This window comes from Parendozoicomonas sp. Alg238-R29, from assembly GCF_947331445.1.
Lineage (GTDB): Bacteria > Pseudomonadota > Gammaproteobacteria > Pseudomonadales > Endozoicomonadaceae > Sansalvadorimonas.
The window spans coordinates 1-17,042 of record NZ_CAMZOG010000027.1 but is presented as its reverse complement, the minus strand read 5'-3'; the positions used below and the strand labels follow the sequence as shown (position 1 = coordinate 17,042).

Here is a 17,042-nt window from a genome sequence, read left to right as displayed (position 1 = left end):
CAGCGCAGCCGACTCCCGCTCTTCCGCCTCGTTAAACTATTCTGGAAAAATCTTTTATCCGCGTAGCGGAAATCTCGGAGGCTTGCCCCCGAGTTGGACACCCTACAATGGCTTCAGCCATTGTAGGGTGTCCTATTTGTGGAGTTACAGAGAAACTCACACCATGTGTTTAGGCTAATGTACCATTTTGTATGGATTCCCAAGTTTAGAAAAGTATCTCCCTCAAAGTTCTTACAGCTGATCTTTCTGCTTCAAAATTTCATTGGCAGCTTCAAGCCCTTCCTGCACTTTTTGCCTCTCTCTGGCATGGGCACCAGCTGTTCCTGTTATAAGATTGAATATCAATCCGGCAAGCTTTAGTCGGTTAAACTGTCCCGTAAAGGCATTCAATACTCCATGAACAGTATCTGTTGTTTGCTGGAGAATCTGACTCAGCCTGGTAACCTCAGTTTCAAGCTTTCGATTGTTAGCTCTTGCAGTTGTCAGTTCTATCTCTGTAGTAAGAGCATTCTGCTGCTGTTCTTGCAATTGCTGTTTCAGCGCAGCATTTTGCCTTTCGAAATCCATTCTAAGTTGAGCCATTTTATCTTCAAGATCAGATGCTCTGGTCTGACTTGCCTTCAGTTCCTGATCTCGCTTTATTACCAATCTCTTTTGGGCGTCAAGTTCAGATTGGTGCTTATTCCGACTTTCCTTCATAACACTGGTTAAGCGCGTGTTCTCTTCTTGCAAATGACTTATTTCAGCTTTACTTGCACCGGTCTTCTGTTGGCTTGACTCTTGTAGCTCCCTTAATTGCGCCCTTAAACTCCCGGCCACAGCTTCACTGTTTCTTTGTAACTGTTCTTCAAGCTCTGAAATTCTTGTCTGACTATCAGAAGTAATACGACCAACTTCCCCCTGCATTTTCTTCTGCTCAACTTTCATCTTTTGCTCCAGTTGCAGCCGGCTTGTTCGAGCTCTTTCATAAGACACTTGCATGTCCTTCAGTGCCGCTCTCAACTCGCCATTTTCCTTCTGAACACCTTCAACTTTTACTTTTGAGTCTTCTTCACTTTTCTCATATAAAGTCTTGTAATGTTCTTTTTGCGCTAAAACAAGTGTTACATTTCTTTTAGCCTTCTCACATTCTGCCTTCTCTTTAGCAAACTTATCTTGTTCAATATCAAGTTGATGCCGCAGCTCTTCAAGCAGTCCTGCCAGCTCGGCTTTTTCAGCTATCAGCTTGTCTGTTTGTGACGATAAATTCACCTTATGGGCGCGAAGGCTTTCCAGTTGATCTTCTGTTCCAGACCATTCTGAAAGCTGACGCTCTAGCTGCTCTTTTTCTTTCAAAGCGCTCCTGCATCTGCGTTCACTATCTTGCTTCGCTTTCTCAGCCTTCTCTAGTGATGCCTTGATATTCTTTAACTCAGCCTGACACTGACTCAGCTCCCACTTGTTTTGTTTAAACTCTTGATTTAATATACTTGAGTTTGAACCAACTTGCCGCATAGTTTTCTGCAACCCATCTCGCTCATGAATAAGATCATGCCGCTCCTTCTCCAAACGTTTTGTATCTGTCAGAAACCGTGAAACCTGATCATTATTATGCTGAGTCAGTTCGTCATTACGCTCTTTTTCGCTTGCCAGACAATTGCTCAAATACTCACATTCACTTTGTAACCTTGTTATTTCTTCTAAAGATTCTTTATGACTATGCCCTTGAGATGCCTGTTGCTGCCTCATCTCACGAGTTATTTCTGTTATTTCCTGCTCTTTCTGCCTTAAACGGTGCTCAAGGTTACGACAAGCCCTTTGCTTAACCGCCAACTCTGACTGAAATTCTTGAGCTTTATCATTCAGCTGACTTTGTGCTACAAATCGCTGCTCTTGTTCTGTGTTAATTGTATTTTCCAGCTCAAAAATCTTAGATTGATATTGATTAAATGCAGATTTTTCTTCTCTTTCTGTAACCTCCAACTGTCCTTGAAGTTCTTCCAGCTGGTGCCTCATTTGTGTAAGAGAATCACGAGCCTCCAACTTGCTCTGCTCACCTTCCTCTATAGTGCTGTCCAATAATATTTTGGCATTTTTAAGCTGTCTTTTAACATCTTCACACTCTTCAGTAATTTTCTCGTTAATACACTCAAACTCTTTTAGATTACGTGAGATATCAGCCAACTCATTTTCAAGTTTCTCAACTTTGTCTTTAACTTCTACTTCAATACCAAGCCGTTCCATTAAACGACATAAACGTTTGTTAGATCCTGCTCGGGCTAAATCTCCTACCTTTTCCTTTATTTCTTTTTTCTTATCAAAGTACTGCTGGACACGATGACCTTTCGCTGTCTCATCAGCATTTTTTTGCCTGAGTTCTTCCTCATCAAAAGTATATTTTGCTTCAAGCTGATCGAGCTCATACTCAACTTGTATAACTGGATCAAAACACCGGCCAATGTGGTAACAGAGTGCACAAATCGGTTGAACAGCTAATGTATTGATAGCCTTTGCTGAGTATTGGCAGAAAGGAATAACAGGAACCACCCAGGTACCCGTAAATCTAGCTGTGGAAACAGCATAGGCTCCAAACTTTGCACAACAGTCTGGCTGGTTATCCGGGCCATCCTCTCCCAAATAGCCATCATCTCGACATGCCAGCTCACGAATACCTAAATCTTGATAATCCATGTTAGAACCTCCCTGCTCTGAAAAAAGTAAACCTGAACAATCAGACCTGTCAGAGAAGTATTCGTTCGTACAGCTAACCCAAATAGACAGAGACAATAACCATGACGGTTAGAATGACTAACAATTGAGGTGCTCAGTAAAGAAAAAACCTCATCAAGAGGGCTAAAGGCGCTTTACCAGTACGACATTGCTACTGTGGTGCTTCTACTCTGGATGGCCTGCCAGGATTTTAGGGAAAGCCTGAAAACCAATCATCTGACATTCTCTGTTACTCGTGTTGCTACAACAGCCACTGGTGTTCGATGACTATCTGGCAGGCCATCGCTCTGTTAATGATCCCACTGCTGCGCTGTTCTGGGTGGCTTTCTCATTGATGACCAAGGCTCAGTGCAAAACGGAAAGTCCTACAACTCTGGTGTTCTATCCGTTTGATCTGTTTGCTTTGACCGTGCCGTTTAACCTGTTTATCTCAATTCCCGTACTGGCGCTGTCTGAAGCAAGCATGTGGTTTCTGCTCCTGATTGCATGTGGGTTAACAGGCTTTACCAAAGCCTACCAGAGTCCAGAGGTAGCCTATATCCAGCCATTTGATCTGGCCAAGTTACCGTTAAATGTACTGATTGGTTTCCTGGTGATGGGATCGGTACCTTCCGGTGAACTGTGGCCACCCATTAAGTAGGGAGAACAGCTGCTTTTCTAATCTATCGAAAAGCCGCTGTTTCTGAATTCTCAAGACTTTGCACCTAGCTCCAGCAAAGGTCTGAAAGATTGCAACAGAGTGTCTATACTCTTGCGAATCCGCTCCAGTGTACTGTACTGGACTTGAGTCTGAACAGTATTCCCTCCCCTTTGCTTTCGCATAGTCTTGATAAGATCATCAAGCTCATCCCGGGTTTTCAATGGGTTTCCTGCAAGGGCTCTTCGTAACATCTCAATCACAGCGATAAAGGTACCCGTCCTTCCAACTCCAGCCATACAATTTACGGCTATAGACTCTTGGTCTTGGGTCAGGTTTTCTACAAGCATGGCAAGTGCAACAAGATCAGCGGGAGAAGCACTACCATGATCAGGCCAGTTACGCATACAAACCCTTTTATGGAGATACTTGTCATCAATCAGCAAGTGGTGAACTTCAAGCGTACCGCCCTGGAGTTTTTGGGTATGTAAATTCCTTACTTCGTATCCCCCATATTTGAGAATCGCCCCTACTTCTCTGGGGAAAGGATCACCTATTTCACCTTCTCTCGTTAAAGAAACTGACACGTTCACGTTATTGTCGAGAATAGCCCCCCAATAATTTCCCACATTTTTATGTGGAGCCTGCAAGGCCATATAGCTACCGGCTGGCATCATCACTGCACTACCGGGATAGCATTTTTCACCACGAACTCTTACAGCACAGCGAGACAGTGTTGGAATATCGTCAAACAATGGATGTGCTTTTTCAACAAATGACCCCTGAGCATTGAGGTCAGAGTCCCTCTCAAGTTTCTCTTCACTTATATCACCAAAATGCAGATAGGCGTCTGAGTCCAACGCTTGGTCATTACAGAGATCAAGGCCAACCTCCTGTTTTCCTTTGGCTATCCGTTCATCGACCTGATCACTGATTGCCACCTGTTTTCCCTTTAGTACTTGAATCAGCAATTCTTTTTTCGCTGGAGCGAATATTGGTTTCGCCCCATCTTCTTGAATTAACCTTTCCAAAACTGGCACAGGTAACTTTTCAAGTTTACCTGGCTTGAAGCTTTCAGTCTTCGCAATAATGGGAATGAGCAAATCAATCATGGGGTAGGCGCACTGGGTTAACCGTTCATCGACTTTTTCAAAAGTAGACTGTGCAGGAAAACAATGAAGTCCACATAGCGCTACCCAATCATCTACTGTTTCGGGAGTCTTTACTTGTATAGTTATATTGTCTTCATGGGACACGAAACCTGCCAGAGCGGCTCGTCCAAGACAAGAGTCTTTCTGCAAAGCCAAACAGACTTCTTCCGCCTCCTCGCATGGCAAATTTTTAATACAATATTGGAGATATATGACTCCTGCTCTTCCAGCCTCTTGAAAAACGTGTTTGTGCTTTAAAATATCATCCGCTGTCTTCAATTTTAATTGCACAATACCTTTGGCCACAGCACAGCGAACCATATATTGTTTGTCGGGGTTTTTATCCAAAAACGCCTTAGAGTGCGCAAAGAAATCCAGAAGTATATTCAGGCAGGATTCATCAATTCCTTTCACAGAGGTATCCAAAGTGCCAGCTGCTTGAAGTTTTGAACTGTCTAAAGAACGTAAAGCATCGAGTGTCTTACAGAATTTTTCCTCTACTTTCCTTTTTTCAATCCACTTTTGAAGAACTGCCCCAAAATGACCACAACTAACAACTCTATGCTCTTTAATGTCTCCTGATGCATATTGCACCTGGATTTTACAGCCTGCCTGGAGATCATTATCAGTAAGAGGGGCATCCACAATAACTTGATATTGGGGTATATTCAGCACTAAATCCGTATCGCCAACGGCTGATGTGAGACGATCGGCCAACACACTGGCATCTACCTGCTCTTTAGCCGTTTTTTCCCTGTTTGCAGCCGCCGATGCCTTAGCATTTGTTGACCTGCCTAAATGCGCCTCAACCGTACGCCCAGCTATCGTTGCCTTCTTGATCCGAACAGGTAACCTTGAAGCCTGTGCATCTGTTAGTGTGTCTTTACGCTGAGCATTGCTTCTTTGGTTTTCAATATCACTCTGAAGCCCTTGGGCTTCCTGCACAGTGAATGTGATATTTCCTGTTAATTTAGGCATAACCGTCTCCTCAATTTTTTTTGGTACAAGATGGAGTTAAAGACAACTTGTATGGACATTTGTTAGCTTCCTATGGCTAACATCAGAGTTAGTATTTGCCGCAGGCTCGCTCACAAATAGAATTTATAACGTGAAAATAACCCTGACTCGCCCTGATGGTTTCCACCTCCATCTCCACCTCCACCTCCGTGACGGAGCCGCTCTGGCTGCAACCGTGCCAGTTACAGCCAGAACCTTTGGCCGGGCAATCGTAATGCCTAACCTGAAACCTCCGGTCACCACAGCAGCTCAGGCTGCAGTCTATAAAGAGCGTACTCTGGCGCATATCCCTGAAGGTTCTGACTTCAATCCACTGATGACCTACCTGACAGACAGCACCTCACCGGGGATTGTTCGTGAAGCCTGGGCTGCCGGAGATGTGCATATGCTCTCAAGCTGTATCCAGCAGGCGCTACCACGAACTTCGATGATGGTGTCACCTCCCTGGAAAATATTTATTCAGCCTTGGAAGCCATGATCGAATGCAACCTTCCTCTTCTGGTCCACGGCGAAGTGACTGGTCAGAATATTGATATTTTTGATCGGGAAAAGGTATTTATTGAACGCTATCTCCGGCTTCTGGCGGAGCGCTACCCCGAACTGAAAATTGTGATGGAACATATCACCACCGCAGCCGCATTTGTAACCTCTGCAGGTGCCAATATCGCTGCCACCAGCGGCAGCTCAAAGTTTTTTCTGGGTACTGACTCAGCACCACATACCAGGGAAGCTAAAGAAAACCCCTGCGGCTGCGCCGGCTGTTATTCTGCCTTTGGGGCACTGGAGATCTATGCTGAAGTCTTTGATCAGGCAGGGGCTCTTGACCGCCTTGAAGGCTTCGCCAGTTACTTTGGAGCAGACTTTTATGACCTGCCCCGCAACAGTGAAAAGATCACTCTGGAGAGAAAAACACAACCGGTTCCGGATTCTTTGCCAATGGGAGACAGCAAGGTCGTTCCCCTAAGGGCCGGTGAGCATTTACAATGGACGCTTTGTACACCGAATTAAGGCTATGAAGAACCTCCCCTTTCATTAATCATTCAATAAGGTGTTAACACTTCTACAACTCAATTCAATTCAATTCAATAGCTCCAGTTTATGGAGACTGGGCGAGTTTCAGCTCTCAGATAGTCTCTAAAACTTCAAATTTACGAATTGCAAAGGTAGGTATTGCAAAGGTAGGTATTGCTTGAGAAATGATTAGGGGGCATACCTGAATATTCAGGTAGGTAAAGAGCCCATACAGTTCGATGGGCTCAGTTCGATGGCCTCATTGTTGCGTGAAAAGCCACACTTCGGGCTTATTAACGAGTCGCGACTTGCTGAACCATGGCATCGGCATATTCGCCGGTCAGCTTATCCATTTTTTTGAGAATAGACTCAGTCGTCACTGAAATAACAGTGGGAACATGGGTTCCGCTCTTTTCCATTTTGAAGCCTGCTTTGGAGAAACGCCACTGGCCATCAACCTTCTTGAGCTGCTTGTTGATGGCAGCTGTATTCATGGAAGACTTTTGAAGAGCGTTCAGAGCCTGTTCAAATTCATTGACGGCCATTCCCATTTCCTTATCCAGTGTTGCGCGCTGAATTCCCCAGGTTTGGGCCATGTAAAGCTTGGCAATGCGCTGGCTAAGCATTCGTTGGCGTCCAGACAGGTTCACCAGCTTGGCAGCTTGAATGTTGGTATGAACTTCGATTGCTTTTACCAATTCCTCACTGGCTTCCAGCAGGCGATTACTTTCTTCAATAACCTGAACAGCCTGATCTTTGCTGGGTTTACTCATGACATTCAGGCGGTACTGTTGCCAGACTTTGGAAACATCCATCAGGGCTTTTTCGACCTGTGGCGTGGAAGCAAAGTCCTGTAAGTCCAAAAAGTTCTTTTCGAACCGAGCGACGCTAGCGTCCAGTTCTTTGGCTGCTGCTACGGTATTGACATCCATTCCCAGCATCAGCCAGGCTTTGGCCATGCGCTGACTCAGCATACGTTGGCGACCGGCTTCGTTCATGGCTTCTGCATTGTTAAGCTCGGCCACTACATTGTTAAGCTCGGCCACGACGGAAAATGACAGTGTCGCAGTAAGTATCGCTATGCACCCTGCAATAGCTTTCCATAGACGTCTGCTGTTCATAGACTTGCGTATCCCATTCCAATTGTTGGTTATTTTTATGGATGTTCGAATATGGCCAGCTTGTGGCTGACCATATTGAGCGCTATCTGTGTGCGCGGGTATTGTATGTATTCTTTACAATATCTCCAGAAAAACTGTCTAATTAGTCAGTTTTTCCTGTTACCTCCAACAGAAAGCAAGCTACTACAGCAGTAGCAAGAAACCCGCCAATGAAAATCATCGGCATGGCAGAATAACCAAGTACATTCCAGATTAGTGATTCCATTGCGCTCATTGGGAATCCCCTCCTTTTCCGTGAGCTGGTGAAATGGAGCCCCAGCCTTCAACGTTGCGCATATCAGGCAGTTCGTGGGCAATACCTTTATGGCAATCGATACAGGTGTTGCCATCTTTGATCGCTTGGTTATGGATATTCATTGCCCGGCCGCCCTGTTCGGAGAAATCCATAAACTCAAAGTTGTGGCAGTTTCTGCACTCTTGTGAGTCGTTGGCTTTCATTCTTGCCCATTCTCGGGTCGCCATTGCTAAACGGTGATCCAGGAACTTTTCACGGGTATCGATAGTGCCAGCAATTTTTCCGTACAGTTCTTTACTAGCCTGAATTTTACGGACGATTTTTGGCCCCCACTCTTTAGGTACGTGGCAATCAGAACAGATAGCCCGCACACCGGAACGGTTGCTATAATGGATAGTTGTCTTGTATTCCTCATACACGTTGTCACGCATTTCGTGGCAGCCAATACAGAACTCTTCCTGGTTGGTCATCTCCATGCTGGTATTAAAACCACCCCAGAAGATAATGCCGGCAGCAAAACCAAAAACTAAAATTAAGCCAAGGCCAACAGAGGTTGGGCGACTGAGTATTTTCCAATAACGTTTGATAATAAATTCTTTAGCCATTGTCCCTCTCCGTTTAGTTATCCAGGGATTCAACAGGCTTGAACTGGTTGTCGATCAGCGGCTTGGCATCAGCCTGAGGCACGTGGCACTGCAGGCAGAAGTAACGGCCAGGGGCTACGTCGGCCAGCTGGTTGCCATCGCGGTCGTAGAAGTGAGTCACACTGATGCGAGTGGCTCCCCACTTTTTCGCATTCTTCCAGCTATGGCAGGCCAGGCACTTGTTTACGTTCTTGTCCACTTGATAGCCACGGATGTCATGGGGAATCAGAGGGGGTTGCTGAACAAATTCACGGTCCATCACGCCATCTTCATCAATGTTCTTTTTCAGCGGCACAGCGGGCGCTTCAATATTAAGGTCATTGTTGCGAATGGCAGTGTTGCCAGCTGGAGCTGCACTGGTCAGAGAGACGACACAGCTCAGGCAGAGGGCAAAAGTGGAGGCTAGGTATTTCACGGTTCTTTTTTGTGTGCTCATGGCTGTTTCACTCACTTGGCCAATGATCGTTGTGTGTCTGGCTGATCCTTTACGGTGCCAGGCATGTTGATTTGGTATTCAAAAACCTGCTGGGCGCAGACATCAATGCAGCGACCACAGCGGGTACAATCCAGTGGTTTTAACACCGGACTTTTGTTTTTTGAGGGCTTCAGAGCTGGTGGAAGAATGTGTGGTTCGGGACAAACGGCGTAACAGTCCATGCAGTCATTACACTTATCACGTCGTGCGGCGCTCATTTGTACCGGGCTAATTTTTCCGGTAATGCCATAAAAGGCTCCAAGTGGGCAAAGGTGACCACACCAGCCTCTCTGGCTGACAATCAGGTCAAACAGGAAAATGGCAAGAATCAAAATCCAGCCTGTGCCCATACCGAAGAGAATGCCCCGGTAAGCAAGAGCTATCGGATTGATAAACTCCCACACCAGAACACCGGTTACGGTGGGCAGAACCAGCACGAGGGCAAGTAGCCAATATCTGGCTGACCGTGATAAGCGGTAACTGCTGCGAATCTTAAAGAGACGGCGGAAACTTCCCGCTAGATCAGTTACCGGGTTGATAGGGCAAACCCAGCTGCAGAACACCCGACCACCTAGAAGCAGGTAGAAGCCACCTACCAGCAAAGCACCCAGTACAGCTGTCAGTTCCAGAGGATGAAACGCAGCCAGAGTTTGCAGAGCCAGCAGTGGATCGGTCATAGGAACAGTATTCAGCAGGCGACTGGACGACAGGTTGCCATCAATAACCCGGATACCCACCACAGGTGTCAGCAGAAATAACCCAAGAACGCTGATCTGAGACAAACGACGCAGAATCAGGAACTTGTGAGCTGTCCACCAGCCCAGAGTTTCCGTTGTTTCCTGACCGGGAGTGCGCTCTGCTTTCTGGGATGCTTTCATAGCTTGGTTCCCTCTGGCAGCCTATCTGGCAGATTAAGAAGATCGGGCACCAGTGCTTTGCCAGCCTTTTCCTCTTCTTCCCAGCCCAGTCGGTAGTGTTTACCCAATTGCCCTACAGCCAGCTCTTGGGGCAGAACCCTGATGGCTGTTTCTTCCAGTACGCAGGCCTCTTCACACTTACCGCAACCGGTGCAGATGTCCGGATTTACGTAAGGTTCAAAGGCTGTATGCACCTGAGTACGCTTATTGCGGGTACGCTTGAGAGTGATGGCTTCATCAATCAGTGGGCAAACCCGATAGCAAACTTCACAACGCAACCCCTGCAGGCTCAGGCAGTTCTCCCGATCTGTCAGCACTGCAACACCCATGCGAGCGTTGTTTATATCTTCCAGCGCAGGATTAAGGGCCCCGCTTGGGCAGGCTTTTACGCAGGGAATGTCTTCGCACATTTCGCAGGGCACGCTGCGGGCTTCAAAATAAGGTGTACCGGAAGCCACTGGGTCTTCTGGTTTTGCTAACTTGAGAGTGTCCCAGGGACAATCCCTGACGCACAAACCGCAACGCAGACAGGCTGCAAGGAAGCCTTGTTCAGGCAATGCGCCGGGTGGGCGCATTGCCTCAGCTGCATGAACTTTCGACTTTTCAGCAATAAACGTCAGCCCCAGGCCGAGAAGACCTGTAGCACAGGCCGCCTGTGCGGTATCTGTGAGAAACCGCCGACGGGTTATTGCTTTACCTTTGTCGTTTGTTTTGTTCATGTCCCTTGTCCTGTGCAGAGCCGGGATGTAAATCCCGGCCTAACCGGCACGGAGTTATCTGCTTTAAGCTGGCATTATCTTCACTGCGCACTTCTTGTAATCCGTCTCTTTGGAAAGCGGATCGGTAGCGTCCAAGGTGAGTTTGTTCACCAGTTGGCCAGCATCGAAGAAAGGCATAAACACCAGACCTTTTGGTGGGCGGTTACGGCCACGGGTTTCGATACGGCTGCGGACTTCACCACGGCGGGAGACAATCTTCGCTTCCATTCCACGACGCAGGCCGCGAGCCTTGGCATCGTCTGGGTGCATAAAGATCACCGCATCAGGGAAGGCGCGATACAGTTCGGGAACACGACGAGTCATGGTGCCAGTGTGCCAATGTTCCAGAACACGGCCGGTGGACAGCCACAGGTCGTATTCTGCATCTGGCTCTTCAGCCGCGGGTTCATAAGGCACGGCAAACAACCAGGCTTTGCCATCAGGCTTGCCGTAGAAATTCATTTCTTCGCCCTTCTTCACGTAAGGGTCATACCCTTCGCGGAAGCGCCACAAGGTTTCTTTGCCGTCAACAACGGGCCAGCGCAAACCGCGAGCCTGATGGTACATATCAAACGGTGCGAGATCGTGAGCCTTGCCACGACCAAACTTGGCATACTCTTCGAAGAGACCCTTCTGGACATAGAAACCGAAGTCATCGTTCTCCAGATTCATGCGGCCTTTGAAGTCACTGGTTGGGTATTTATCGACCTGACCATTTTTGTAGAGCACTTCATACAGGGTTTTACCCTTGTACTCAGGTGACTTCGCCAGCAGCTCGTCGGACCAAACTTCTTCAACCTTGAAGCGTTTGGAGAATTCCATCAGCTGCCACAGATCGGAACGGGCTTCACCCTGGGGTTCAACCTGCTGATACCAGAACTGGGTACGACGCTCGGCGTTGCCGTAAGCACCTTCCTTCTCAACCCACATGGCTGTAGGAAGGATCAGGTCAGCGGCCTGGCCGGTTACAGTTGGGTAAGGGTCGGAAACAACGATGAAGTTGTCTGGATTACGGTAACCAGGCAAGCCTTCCTCGTTCATATTGGGAGCGGCCTGCATGTTGTTGTTACACATGACCCAGTAGGCATTGAGCTTACCGTCCTTGAGCATGCGATTTTGCAGAACAGCGTGGTAACCAGGTTTGGCGGGAATTGTCCCTTCTGGCAGTTTCCAGATTTTTTCAGCGTAATCCCGGTGTGGCTTCTTCTTCACCACCATATCTGCTGGCAGACGGTGGGAGAAAGTGCCGACTTCACGGGCCGTACCACAGGCAGATGGCTGGCCAGTCAGAGAGAATGGGCCGTTACCAGGTTCTGAGATCTTGCCGGTGAGCAGGTGGATGTTATAAACAATATTGTTCATCCACACGCCACGGGTGTGCTGGTTCATGCCCATGGTCCACAGAGACATCACTTTACGCTTGGGATCGGCGTACAGCTTGGCCAGCTCTTCCAGTTTTTTTGCAGGAACGCCGGAGATTTCAGACGCCTTCTCAACAGTGTATTCGCTAACAAACTTTGCGAACTCGTTAAAATCAATTTCTTTGGATGCGCCACTACCGGGGTTGGCTGCTGCTTTTTCCAGCTTGTGCTCAGGGCGCAGGCCATAGCCGATATCAGTAACACCCAGACGGAAGTGAGTGTGTTTCTTGATGAAGTCTTTATTTACGGCATCATTCTGGATCAGGTAATTACACACGTAGTTACCAATGGCCAGATCAGACTGTGGTGTGAACACCATGCCGTTGTCGGCCAGTTCGAAAGAACGGTGTTTATAAGTGGACAGTACAGCAACTTTTACATGGTCGTTGGACAGTACACGATCAGTGATGCGGGACCACAAAATGGGATGCATTTCCGCCATATTGGAACCCCAGAGTACAAAGGCATCTGAGTGTTCGAAGTCGTTGTAGCAACCCATTGGCTCATCGATACCGAAAGTACGCATAAAGCCACCTACGGCAGAAGCCATGCAGTGTCGTGCGTTTGGATCGATGTGGTTGGAACGGAAACCGGCTTTATAGAGTTTGGATGCAGCATAACCTTCCCAAACTGTCCACTGACCGGAGCCGAACATGCCCACAGGAGGCATCTCGTCAGAGTTGCGGGTCTTGGCGAGAGCGTCTTTCCACTTCTCCGCCATGATGTCGAAAGCTTGATCCCAGGTGATGGGAGCGAACTCGCCGTTCTTATCGAACTGGCCATTCTTCATCCGCAACAGAGGTTGGGTCAGGCGATCTTCGCCGTACATGATTTTGCCAAGGAAGTAACCCTTGATGCAGTTCAGGCCCTTGTTAACTGGTGCTTCCGGGTCGCCCTGGGTAGCAACAACACGACCATTCTTGGTACCTACCAGTACGGAGCAGCCAGTACCACAGAAACGACAGGGGGCTTTATCCCAGTGAATCTCGGTTTCTTTGCTGCTGGTAATCAGGTTGGTGGCAGACGACGGCATGCTCATACCGGCTGCTGCTGCGGTAGCGGCGACCGCGCTGGACTTTATAAAGTCCCGGCGATTCTGTTTCATGCTTCACTCCAGGCATCATTGTGCGTGTACACCAGCGCGGTGGAAATCACCCCCTCCACGTGGCTGATTTGGGTGATGGTGTCGACCATCGTTTTTTGTCCGGACTGTTCTTCGACAGTTACCACCAGCTTTCCTTCTGGAGCGGCTGCGTGAACTTCAACGCCGGTTATGGTATTCAGGTTGGTTTCTACATCTGCCAACTTTTTAGGGTTGATATGAACCACCAGGCCGGATACTGAAACGGCTTCTTGATCCATGATGTTTGCTGATGGAGTCATAACGTTTTCTCATTAGCAGGGAGCACGGCTATGGCTGACACTGGGCAGCTTGCTACGCAGGCGCCGCAGCCATTGCAAAGTTCGGTTTCAAGGTTTGGCAGAGCAATGCCGCCGGGAGCAAGGCGGAACTGGATGGCTTCCTGCTCGCACTGTTCGCTACAGGTGCGGCAGTGCACCTTGTTCTGGGCCAGGCAGTTGCTCTTTATTTGAGCGGTGATCTGCCAGGGCTGATGACTGGTATTCTTGCTGATCGCCCCATGGTTGCAGGCATTCACGCAGGCTTCGCAAAATGTACATTCAGCGTGGGAAAAGTCAGCTTCAGGAAATCCTCCGTCCCCACGTTTCAGCAGATTGGTTTCACACGCGGTAATACAATCGTTACAGCGTTCGCAGCTGTTGAGAAATTGCTCTTCTGGCAAGCTCCATGGTGGACGTACAGCATTACACGGGCTGATTTTTGCCCGGAATAATCGTCTGCGAGAGTGATTGATGGCCTGCTGCATATGTTGTTTTTAAAGTTGCTTGAGAGAGCTGAAATAAGCGATACAGCGACATGGTAATACTGTTGGAAATGATAAAAAGAGGCTTGAAAGGGGAGGAGTGGGAGGGAATACCCACTATCTACCTCTTTAGGGGTAGAGTAAAAAGACAAAGAATCCTGACAATAGCGTTACCATTTATAGAAAGAACAATAAGCTGCTGTGATTTGTGAATCATTGGTGGTAGAAAGCAAAAAATAATCAGTATTTGATCTGTATCAATTTTCCCGATGGCATTCTTAAGATGACGTTAAGGCGTAAGCTGCTCCTCATTCTATGTTCGATCACTTTACTTTCTGCAACAGCGATCAGTATTTCTTTGTGGTCCGCAAAGGTGATGGAGACCGATGCAGCGGCAATTAATGAAGCTGGGTCTTTGCGTATGCAATCCTGGCGACTGGCTGAACATGTGGTGGTGCCAGAGTTTATTACCGTAGAGATACTGGCACCGTTGGTTCAGGTATACGACAAGAGTCTTGAGCTGGATGCATTGGTAGTTCTCGGTTCATGGGACAATCATATCGGCTTCCAGTATCGACAGATCGTCAATGAGTGGCAACAGGTTATGCGCCCTATGCTGGAACGTCAGGATTTTGGAAACTATGTGCAGGCGGTTCCTGAATTTGTTGACCGTATTGATGCCCTTGTCGATGCTCTTCAGGAAAATACTGAGAATAAGCTGAGGTGGTTATACACAACCATGGTCATTTCTCTGGCTATGCTGATTGTTATTTCTGTTTTGGTTATCCGGGATGTCCAGCGCAGTCTTCTTGATCCGGTAGGAGAGCTTGTTAGAGCTGCGAACCGGGTGCGTACAGGAAACTTCTCCATTGCACTGCCTTATACCGGAACCAGTGAGCTGGGGCAGTTAACCCAGACTTTTAATGGTATGGCGGGGGAACTGCAGGGACTTTATCAAAACCTCGAACATCAGGTTGAGAGTCAGACGCTGGCTTTAAGTCGTTCTAATTCTGCGCTGGAGCTCTTATATGACTCCTCTCGCACTCTTGGAAATAACCCTTTTGATCGACCAAATATGACCACTCTACTGGCCCGTTGGCAGAAACTGCTGGGGCTGAAAGGGTGCTACCTGTGCCTGACAGGGGTTTCTGGTCATGAATGGTTGCAGCGCGTAGAGCACGCTTCCAGTCAGGCTTCAGGTTGTGAAGGAGATCGTTGTCTGAGTTGCCTGGACGGTTGTGGGAACAGTGGTGAATTGGAACCTACACAGGTTCCGGATACCAATACCTTCCCTGTAGCGCTTGTTAATGACGAGCACAGTTATGGCTTTCTTCGGGTGATACCGGTTCAGGGCAGTAGTCTCAACGAGGAAGAGCGCCAGTGGTTACAGGTTTTTGTTGATATTCTTGCCACTGCTCTGAGTCAGAGCCGACAGCATGAACACGAGCACAGAATCCTGTTGATGGAAGAGCGTGCGGTTATCGCTCGAGAACTTCATGACTCTCTTGCTCAGTCGTTGTCCTATCAGAAAATCCAGATTGCTCGAATCAGACGGCTGCTGCCAGAAATTGAAAGTGCTTCCAAGGCGCAGACGGTGGTGAGTGAACTGCAGGATGGCGTAAACAGTGCTTATCGACAGTTGCGAGAATTGCTGGTCACATTCCGCTTAACCATGGCGGAAGGCTCCCTGAAAGAAAATATAGAAAGTACGCTACAAGGTTTTATCAAACGTGCTGATGATATCCACTTTGAGCTGGATTACCGCATACGTTTTCAGCCGATGGGCGCCCATCAGGAAGTTCATGTGTTGCAGATTATTCGGGAAGCGTTAAGTAATGTTGTGCAACATGCCCGGGCCAGCCTGTGTCGGATTAGTTGTTATCAGAGTGACAATCAACAGATTGTGGTGATGGTGGATGATAATGGTCGTGGCATGGGGGGGAATCCTGAACGCCATGGCCATTATGGGCTAAGTATCATTCGTGAAAGAGCCAGTAGCTTAGGTGGTACGGTGCAACTTTTACCTTCTCCTCAGGGCGGCACACGGGTGCAGCTGAGTTTCAGCGCAAGCTCGGATGAGACCGATGCGGCTAAAGCGGAAAGTCTGGAGCTGGAACAATGAATTCAACGGTACTGCTGATAGATGACCACCCTTTGTTACGCAGAGGGTTAAAACAGCTGATGAATGACTATCCAGATCTGGCGGTGATTGGTGAGGCCAGTGATGGCCAGCAGGGGTTGCAGAAAGCGGTGGAGCTTGATCCGGATCTGATTCTTCTCGATTTAAATATGAAAGGTATGGACGGGCTGGAGACTTTGCGTGCCATTCGACGTCAGGGAATCACGACACGAGTTGTTATGCTAACAGTATCCGATCATCGTGATGATGTGGCCGCACTGTTCAAAGCTGGCGCTGATGGTTACCTGTTAAAAGATATGGAGCCCGATGAGTTGATAGAAAGAGTTCGGGACGCGGTTAATGGGCAGTTAGTTGTTGATGATCGTTTAGCGGGCGTGCTGGCTTCAGTGCTTCGGCCAGATCGTGAAGAGGATAACCCGCTGGAGAGTTTAACGGGCAGGGAGCTTGGTATTCTTCATCTTATTGCCGATGGTATGTCGAACAAACTGATTGCCAGAGAGTTGAGTATCAGCGAAGGCACAGTAAAGGTCCATGTAAAACATTTGCTGAAGAAACTGGGAATGCGCTCCCGGGTAGAGGCGGCTGTGTGGATGGTGAACCAACAAAAACGCTGACTTCTCATTCGGTTTAACTGAACAAATGACATGAAAAGGTTGTTAAGGGGCAGGGCTAACAAGGCCTAATTCCCTGCAGCCTGCTGCATTCCTACTGCTGAGAAGTGATAAAGCTTGAGCCTAAGAGACTGTAGATAAAACTGTGTTTATGCCTATTTCTATTTCTTTATGACAATACTTCGGACAGTTTTTCATAACCGCTTGACCATGAGAGAAATCAGCGAAAATAGAGGAATCTAACGCTCTGTT

15 protein-coding genes and 1 pseudogene are annotated in these 17,042 nt (G+C 47.9%); 5 read left to right on the top strand and 11 right to left on the bottom strand.

What is annotated here, in order from left to right; all coding sequences use genetic code 11:
* Positions 1 to 231: 231 nt before the first annotated feature.
* Positions 232 to 2,670 (bottom strand): hypothetical protein, encoded by a 2,439-nt coding sequence (locus tag QMA35_RS08860; RefSeq protein ID WP_281646786.1) that lies wholly within the window; start codon positions 2,668 to 2,670, stop codon positions 232 to 234.
* Positions 2,671 to 2,799: 129 nt separating this feature from the next.
* Here QMA35_RS08860 and QMA35_RS08855 point away from each other — a divergent pair, with 129 nt between their 5' ends.
* Entirely contained in the window at positions 2,800 to 2,976 is a 177-nt protein-coding gene (locus tag QMA35_RS08855) for a hypothetical protein (protein WP_281646785.1), read from the top strand.
* On the top strand, positions 2,966 to 3,349 hold the full coding sequence (locus QMA35_RS08850) for a hypothetical protein (protein ID WP_281646784.1): 384 nt from the start codon (positions 2,966 to 2,968) through the stop codon (positions 3,347 to 3,349). The genes QMA35_RS08855 and QMA35_RS08850 overlap by 11 nt, the downstream gene beginning before the upstream one ends.
* A gap of 50 nt (positions 3,350 to 3,399) precedes the next feature.
* Here QMA35_RS08850 and QMA35_RS08845 read toward each other — a convergent pair whose 3' ends face one another.
* Entirely contained in the window at positions 3,400 to 5,475 is a 2,076-nt protein-coding gene (locus QMA35_RS08845) for a tyrosine-protein phosphatase (RefSeq protein ID WP_281646783.1), read from the bottom strand.
* A 136-nt stretch (positions 5,476 to 5,611) separates the two neighbouring features.
* Between QMA35_RS08845 and QMA35_RS08840 the strand changes: the two are divergent.
* A pseudogene (locus QMA35_RS08840) lies at positions 5,612 to 6,522 on the top strand (dihydroorotase).
* 296 nt (positions 6,523 to 6,818) lie between these two features.
* On the opposite strand, the gene QMA35_RS08835 reads toward QMA35_RS08840, so the two are convergent.
* The 9 genes from QMA35_RS08835 to napF all read right to left on the bottom strand — a co-directional run bounded on the left by QMA35_RS08835 (position 6,819) and on the right by napF (position 14,042).
* Positions 6,819 to 7,646 (bottom strand): type IV pili methyl-accepting chemotaxis transducer N-terminal domain-containing protein, encoded by an 828-nt coding sequence (locus tag QMA35_RS08835; RefSeq protein WP_281646782.1) that lies wholly within the window; start codon positions 7,644 to 7,646, stop codon positions 6,819 to 6,821.
* Between the two features lie 142 nt (positions 7,647 to 7,788).
* On the bottom strand, positions 7,789 to 7,866 hold the full coding sequence (locus QMA35_RS08830; protein ID WP_281646816.1) for a TIGR02808 family protein: 78 nt from the start codon (positions 7,864 to 7,866) through the stop codon (positions 7,789 to 7,791).
* Between the two features lie 50 nt (positions 7,867 to 7,916).
* Positions 7,917 to 8,546, bottom strand: a complete 630-nt coding sequence (locus tag QMA35_RS08825; RefSeq protein ID WP_281646781.1) for a cytochrome c3 family protein — start codon at positions 8,544 to 8,546, stop codon at positions 7,917 to 7,919.
* 13 nt (positions 8,547 to 8,559) lie between these two features.
* On the bottom strand, positions 8,560 to 9,021 hold the full coding sequence (locus QMA35_RS08820; RefSeq protein ID WP_281646780.1) for a nitrate reductase cytochrome c-type subunit: 462 nt from the start codon (positions 9,019 to 9,021) through the stop codon (positions 8,560 to 8,562).
* A gap of 11 nt (positions 9,022 to 9,032) precedes the next feature.
* Positions 9,033 to 9,938: a quinol dehydrogenase ferredoxin subunit NapH gene (napH, locus tag QMA35_RS08815; RefSeq protein ID WP_281646779.1), complete on the bottom strand. Its 906-nt coding sequence runs from the start codon at positions 9,936 to 9,938 to the stop codon at positions 9,033 to 9,035.
* Positions 9,935 to 10,696: a ferredoxin-type protein NapG gene (gene napG / locus QMA35_RS08810; protein WP_281646778.1), complete on the bottom strand. Its 762-nt coding sequence runs from the start codon at positions 10,694 to 10,696 to the stop codon at positions 9,935 to 9,937. The genes napH and napG overlap by 4 nt, the downstream gene beginning before the upstream one ends.
* A gap of 63 nt (positions 10,697 to 10,759) precedes the next feature.
* Positions 10,760 to 13,261 carry a nitrate reductase catalytic subunit NapA gene (gene napA / locus QMA35_RS08805; RefSeq protein WP_281646777.1) on the bottom strand — a complete coding sequence of 834 codons (2,502 nt, stop codon included), beginning with the start codon at positions 13,259 to 13,261 and terminating at the stop codon, positions 10,760 to 10,762.
* The gene (locus QMA35_RS08800) at positions 13,258 to 13,539 is read right to left on the bottom strand and encodes a chaperone NapD (protein ID WP_281646776.1); all 282 of its coding nucleotides are present in this window, start codon (positions 13,537 to 13,539) and stop codon (positions 13,258 to 13,260) included. The genes napA and QMA35_RS08800 overlap by 4 nt, the downstream gene beginning before the upstream one ends.
* Entirely contained in the window at positions 13,536 to 14,042 is a 507-nt protein-coding gene (gene napF / locus QMA35_RS08795; protein WP_281646775.1) for a ferredoxin-type protein NapF, read from the bottom strand. Before napF ends, QMA35_RS08800 begins: the two co-directional genes overlap by 4 nt.
* Positions 14,043 to 14,415: 373 nt before the next feature.
* Between napF and QMA35_RS08790 the strand changes: the two genes are divergently transcribed.
* Positions 14,416 to 16,161 carry a HAMP domain-containing protein gene (locus QMA35_RS08790; RefSeq protein WP_281646774.1) on the top strand — a complete coding sequence of 582 codons (1,746 nt, stop codon included), beginning with the start codon at positions 14,416 to 14,418 and terminating at the stop codon, positions 16,159 to 16,161.
* The gene (narL, locus tag QMA35_RS08785; RefSeq protein WP_281646773.1) at positions 16,158 to 16,793 is read left to right on the top strand and encodes a two-component system response regulator NarL; all 636 of its coding nucleotides are present in this window, start codon (positions 16,158 to 16,160) and stop codon (positions 16,791 to 16,793) included. The genes QMA35_RS08790 and narL overlap by 4 nt, the downstream gene beginning before the upstream one ends.
* Positions 16,794 to 17,042 lie beyond the last annotated feature (249 nt).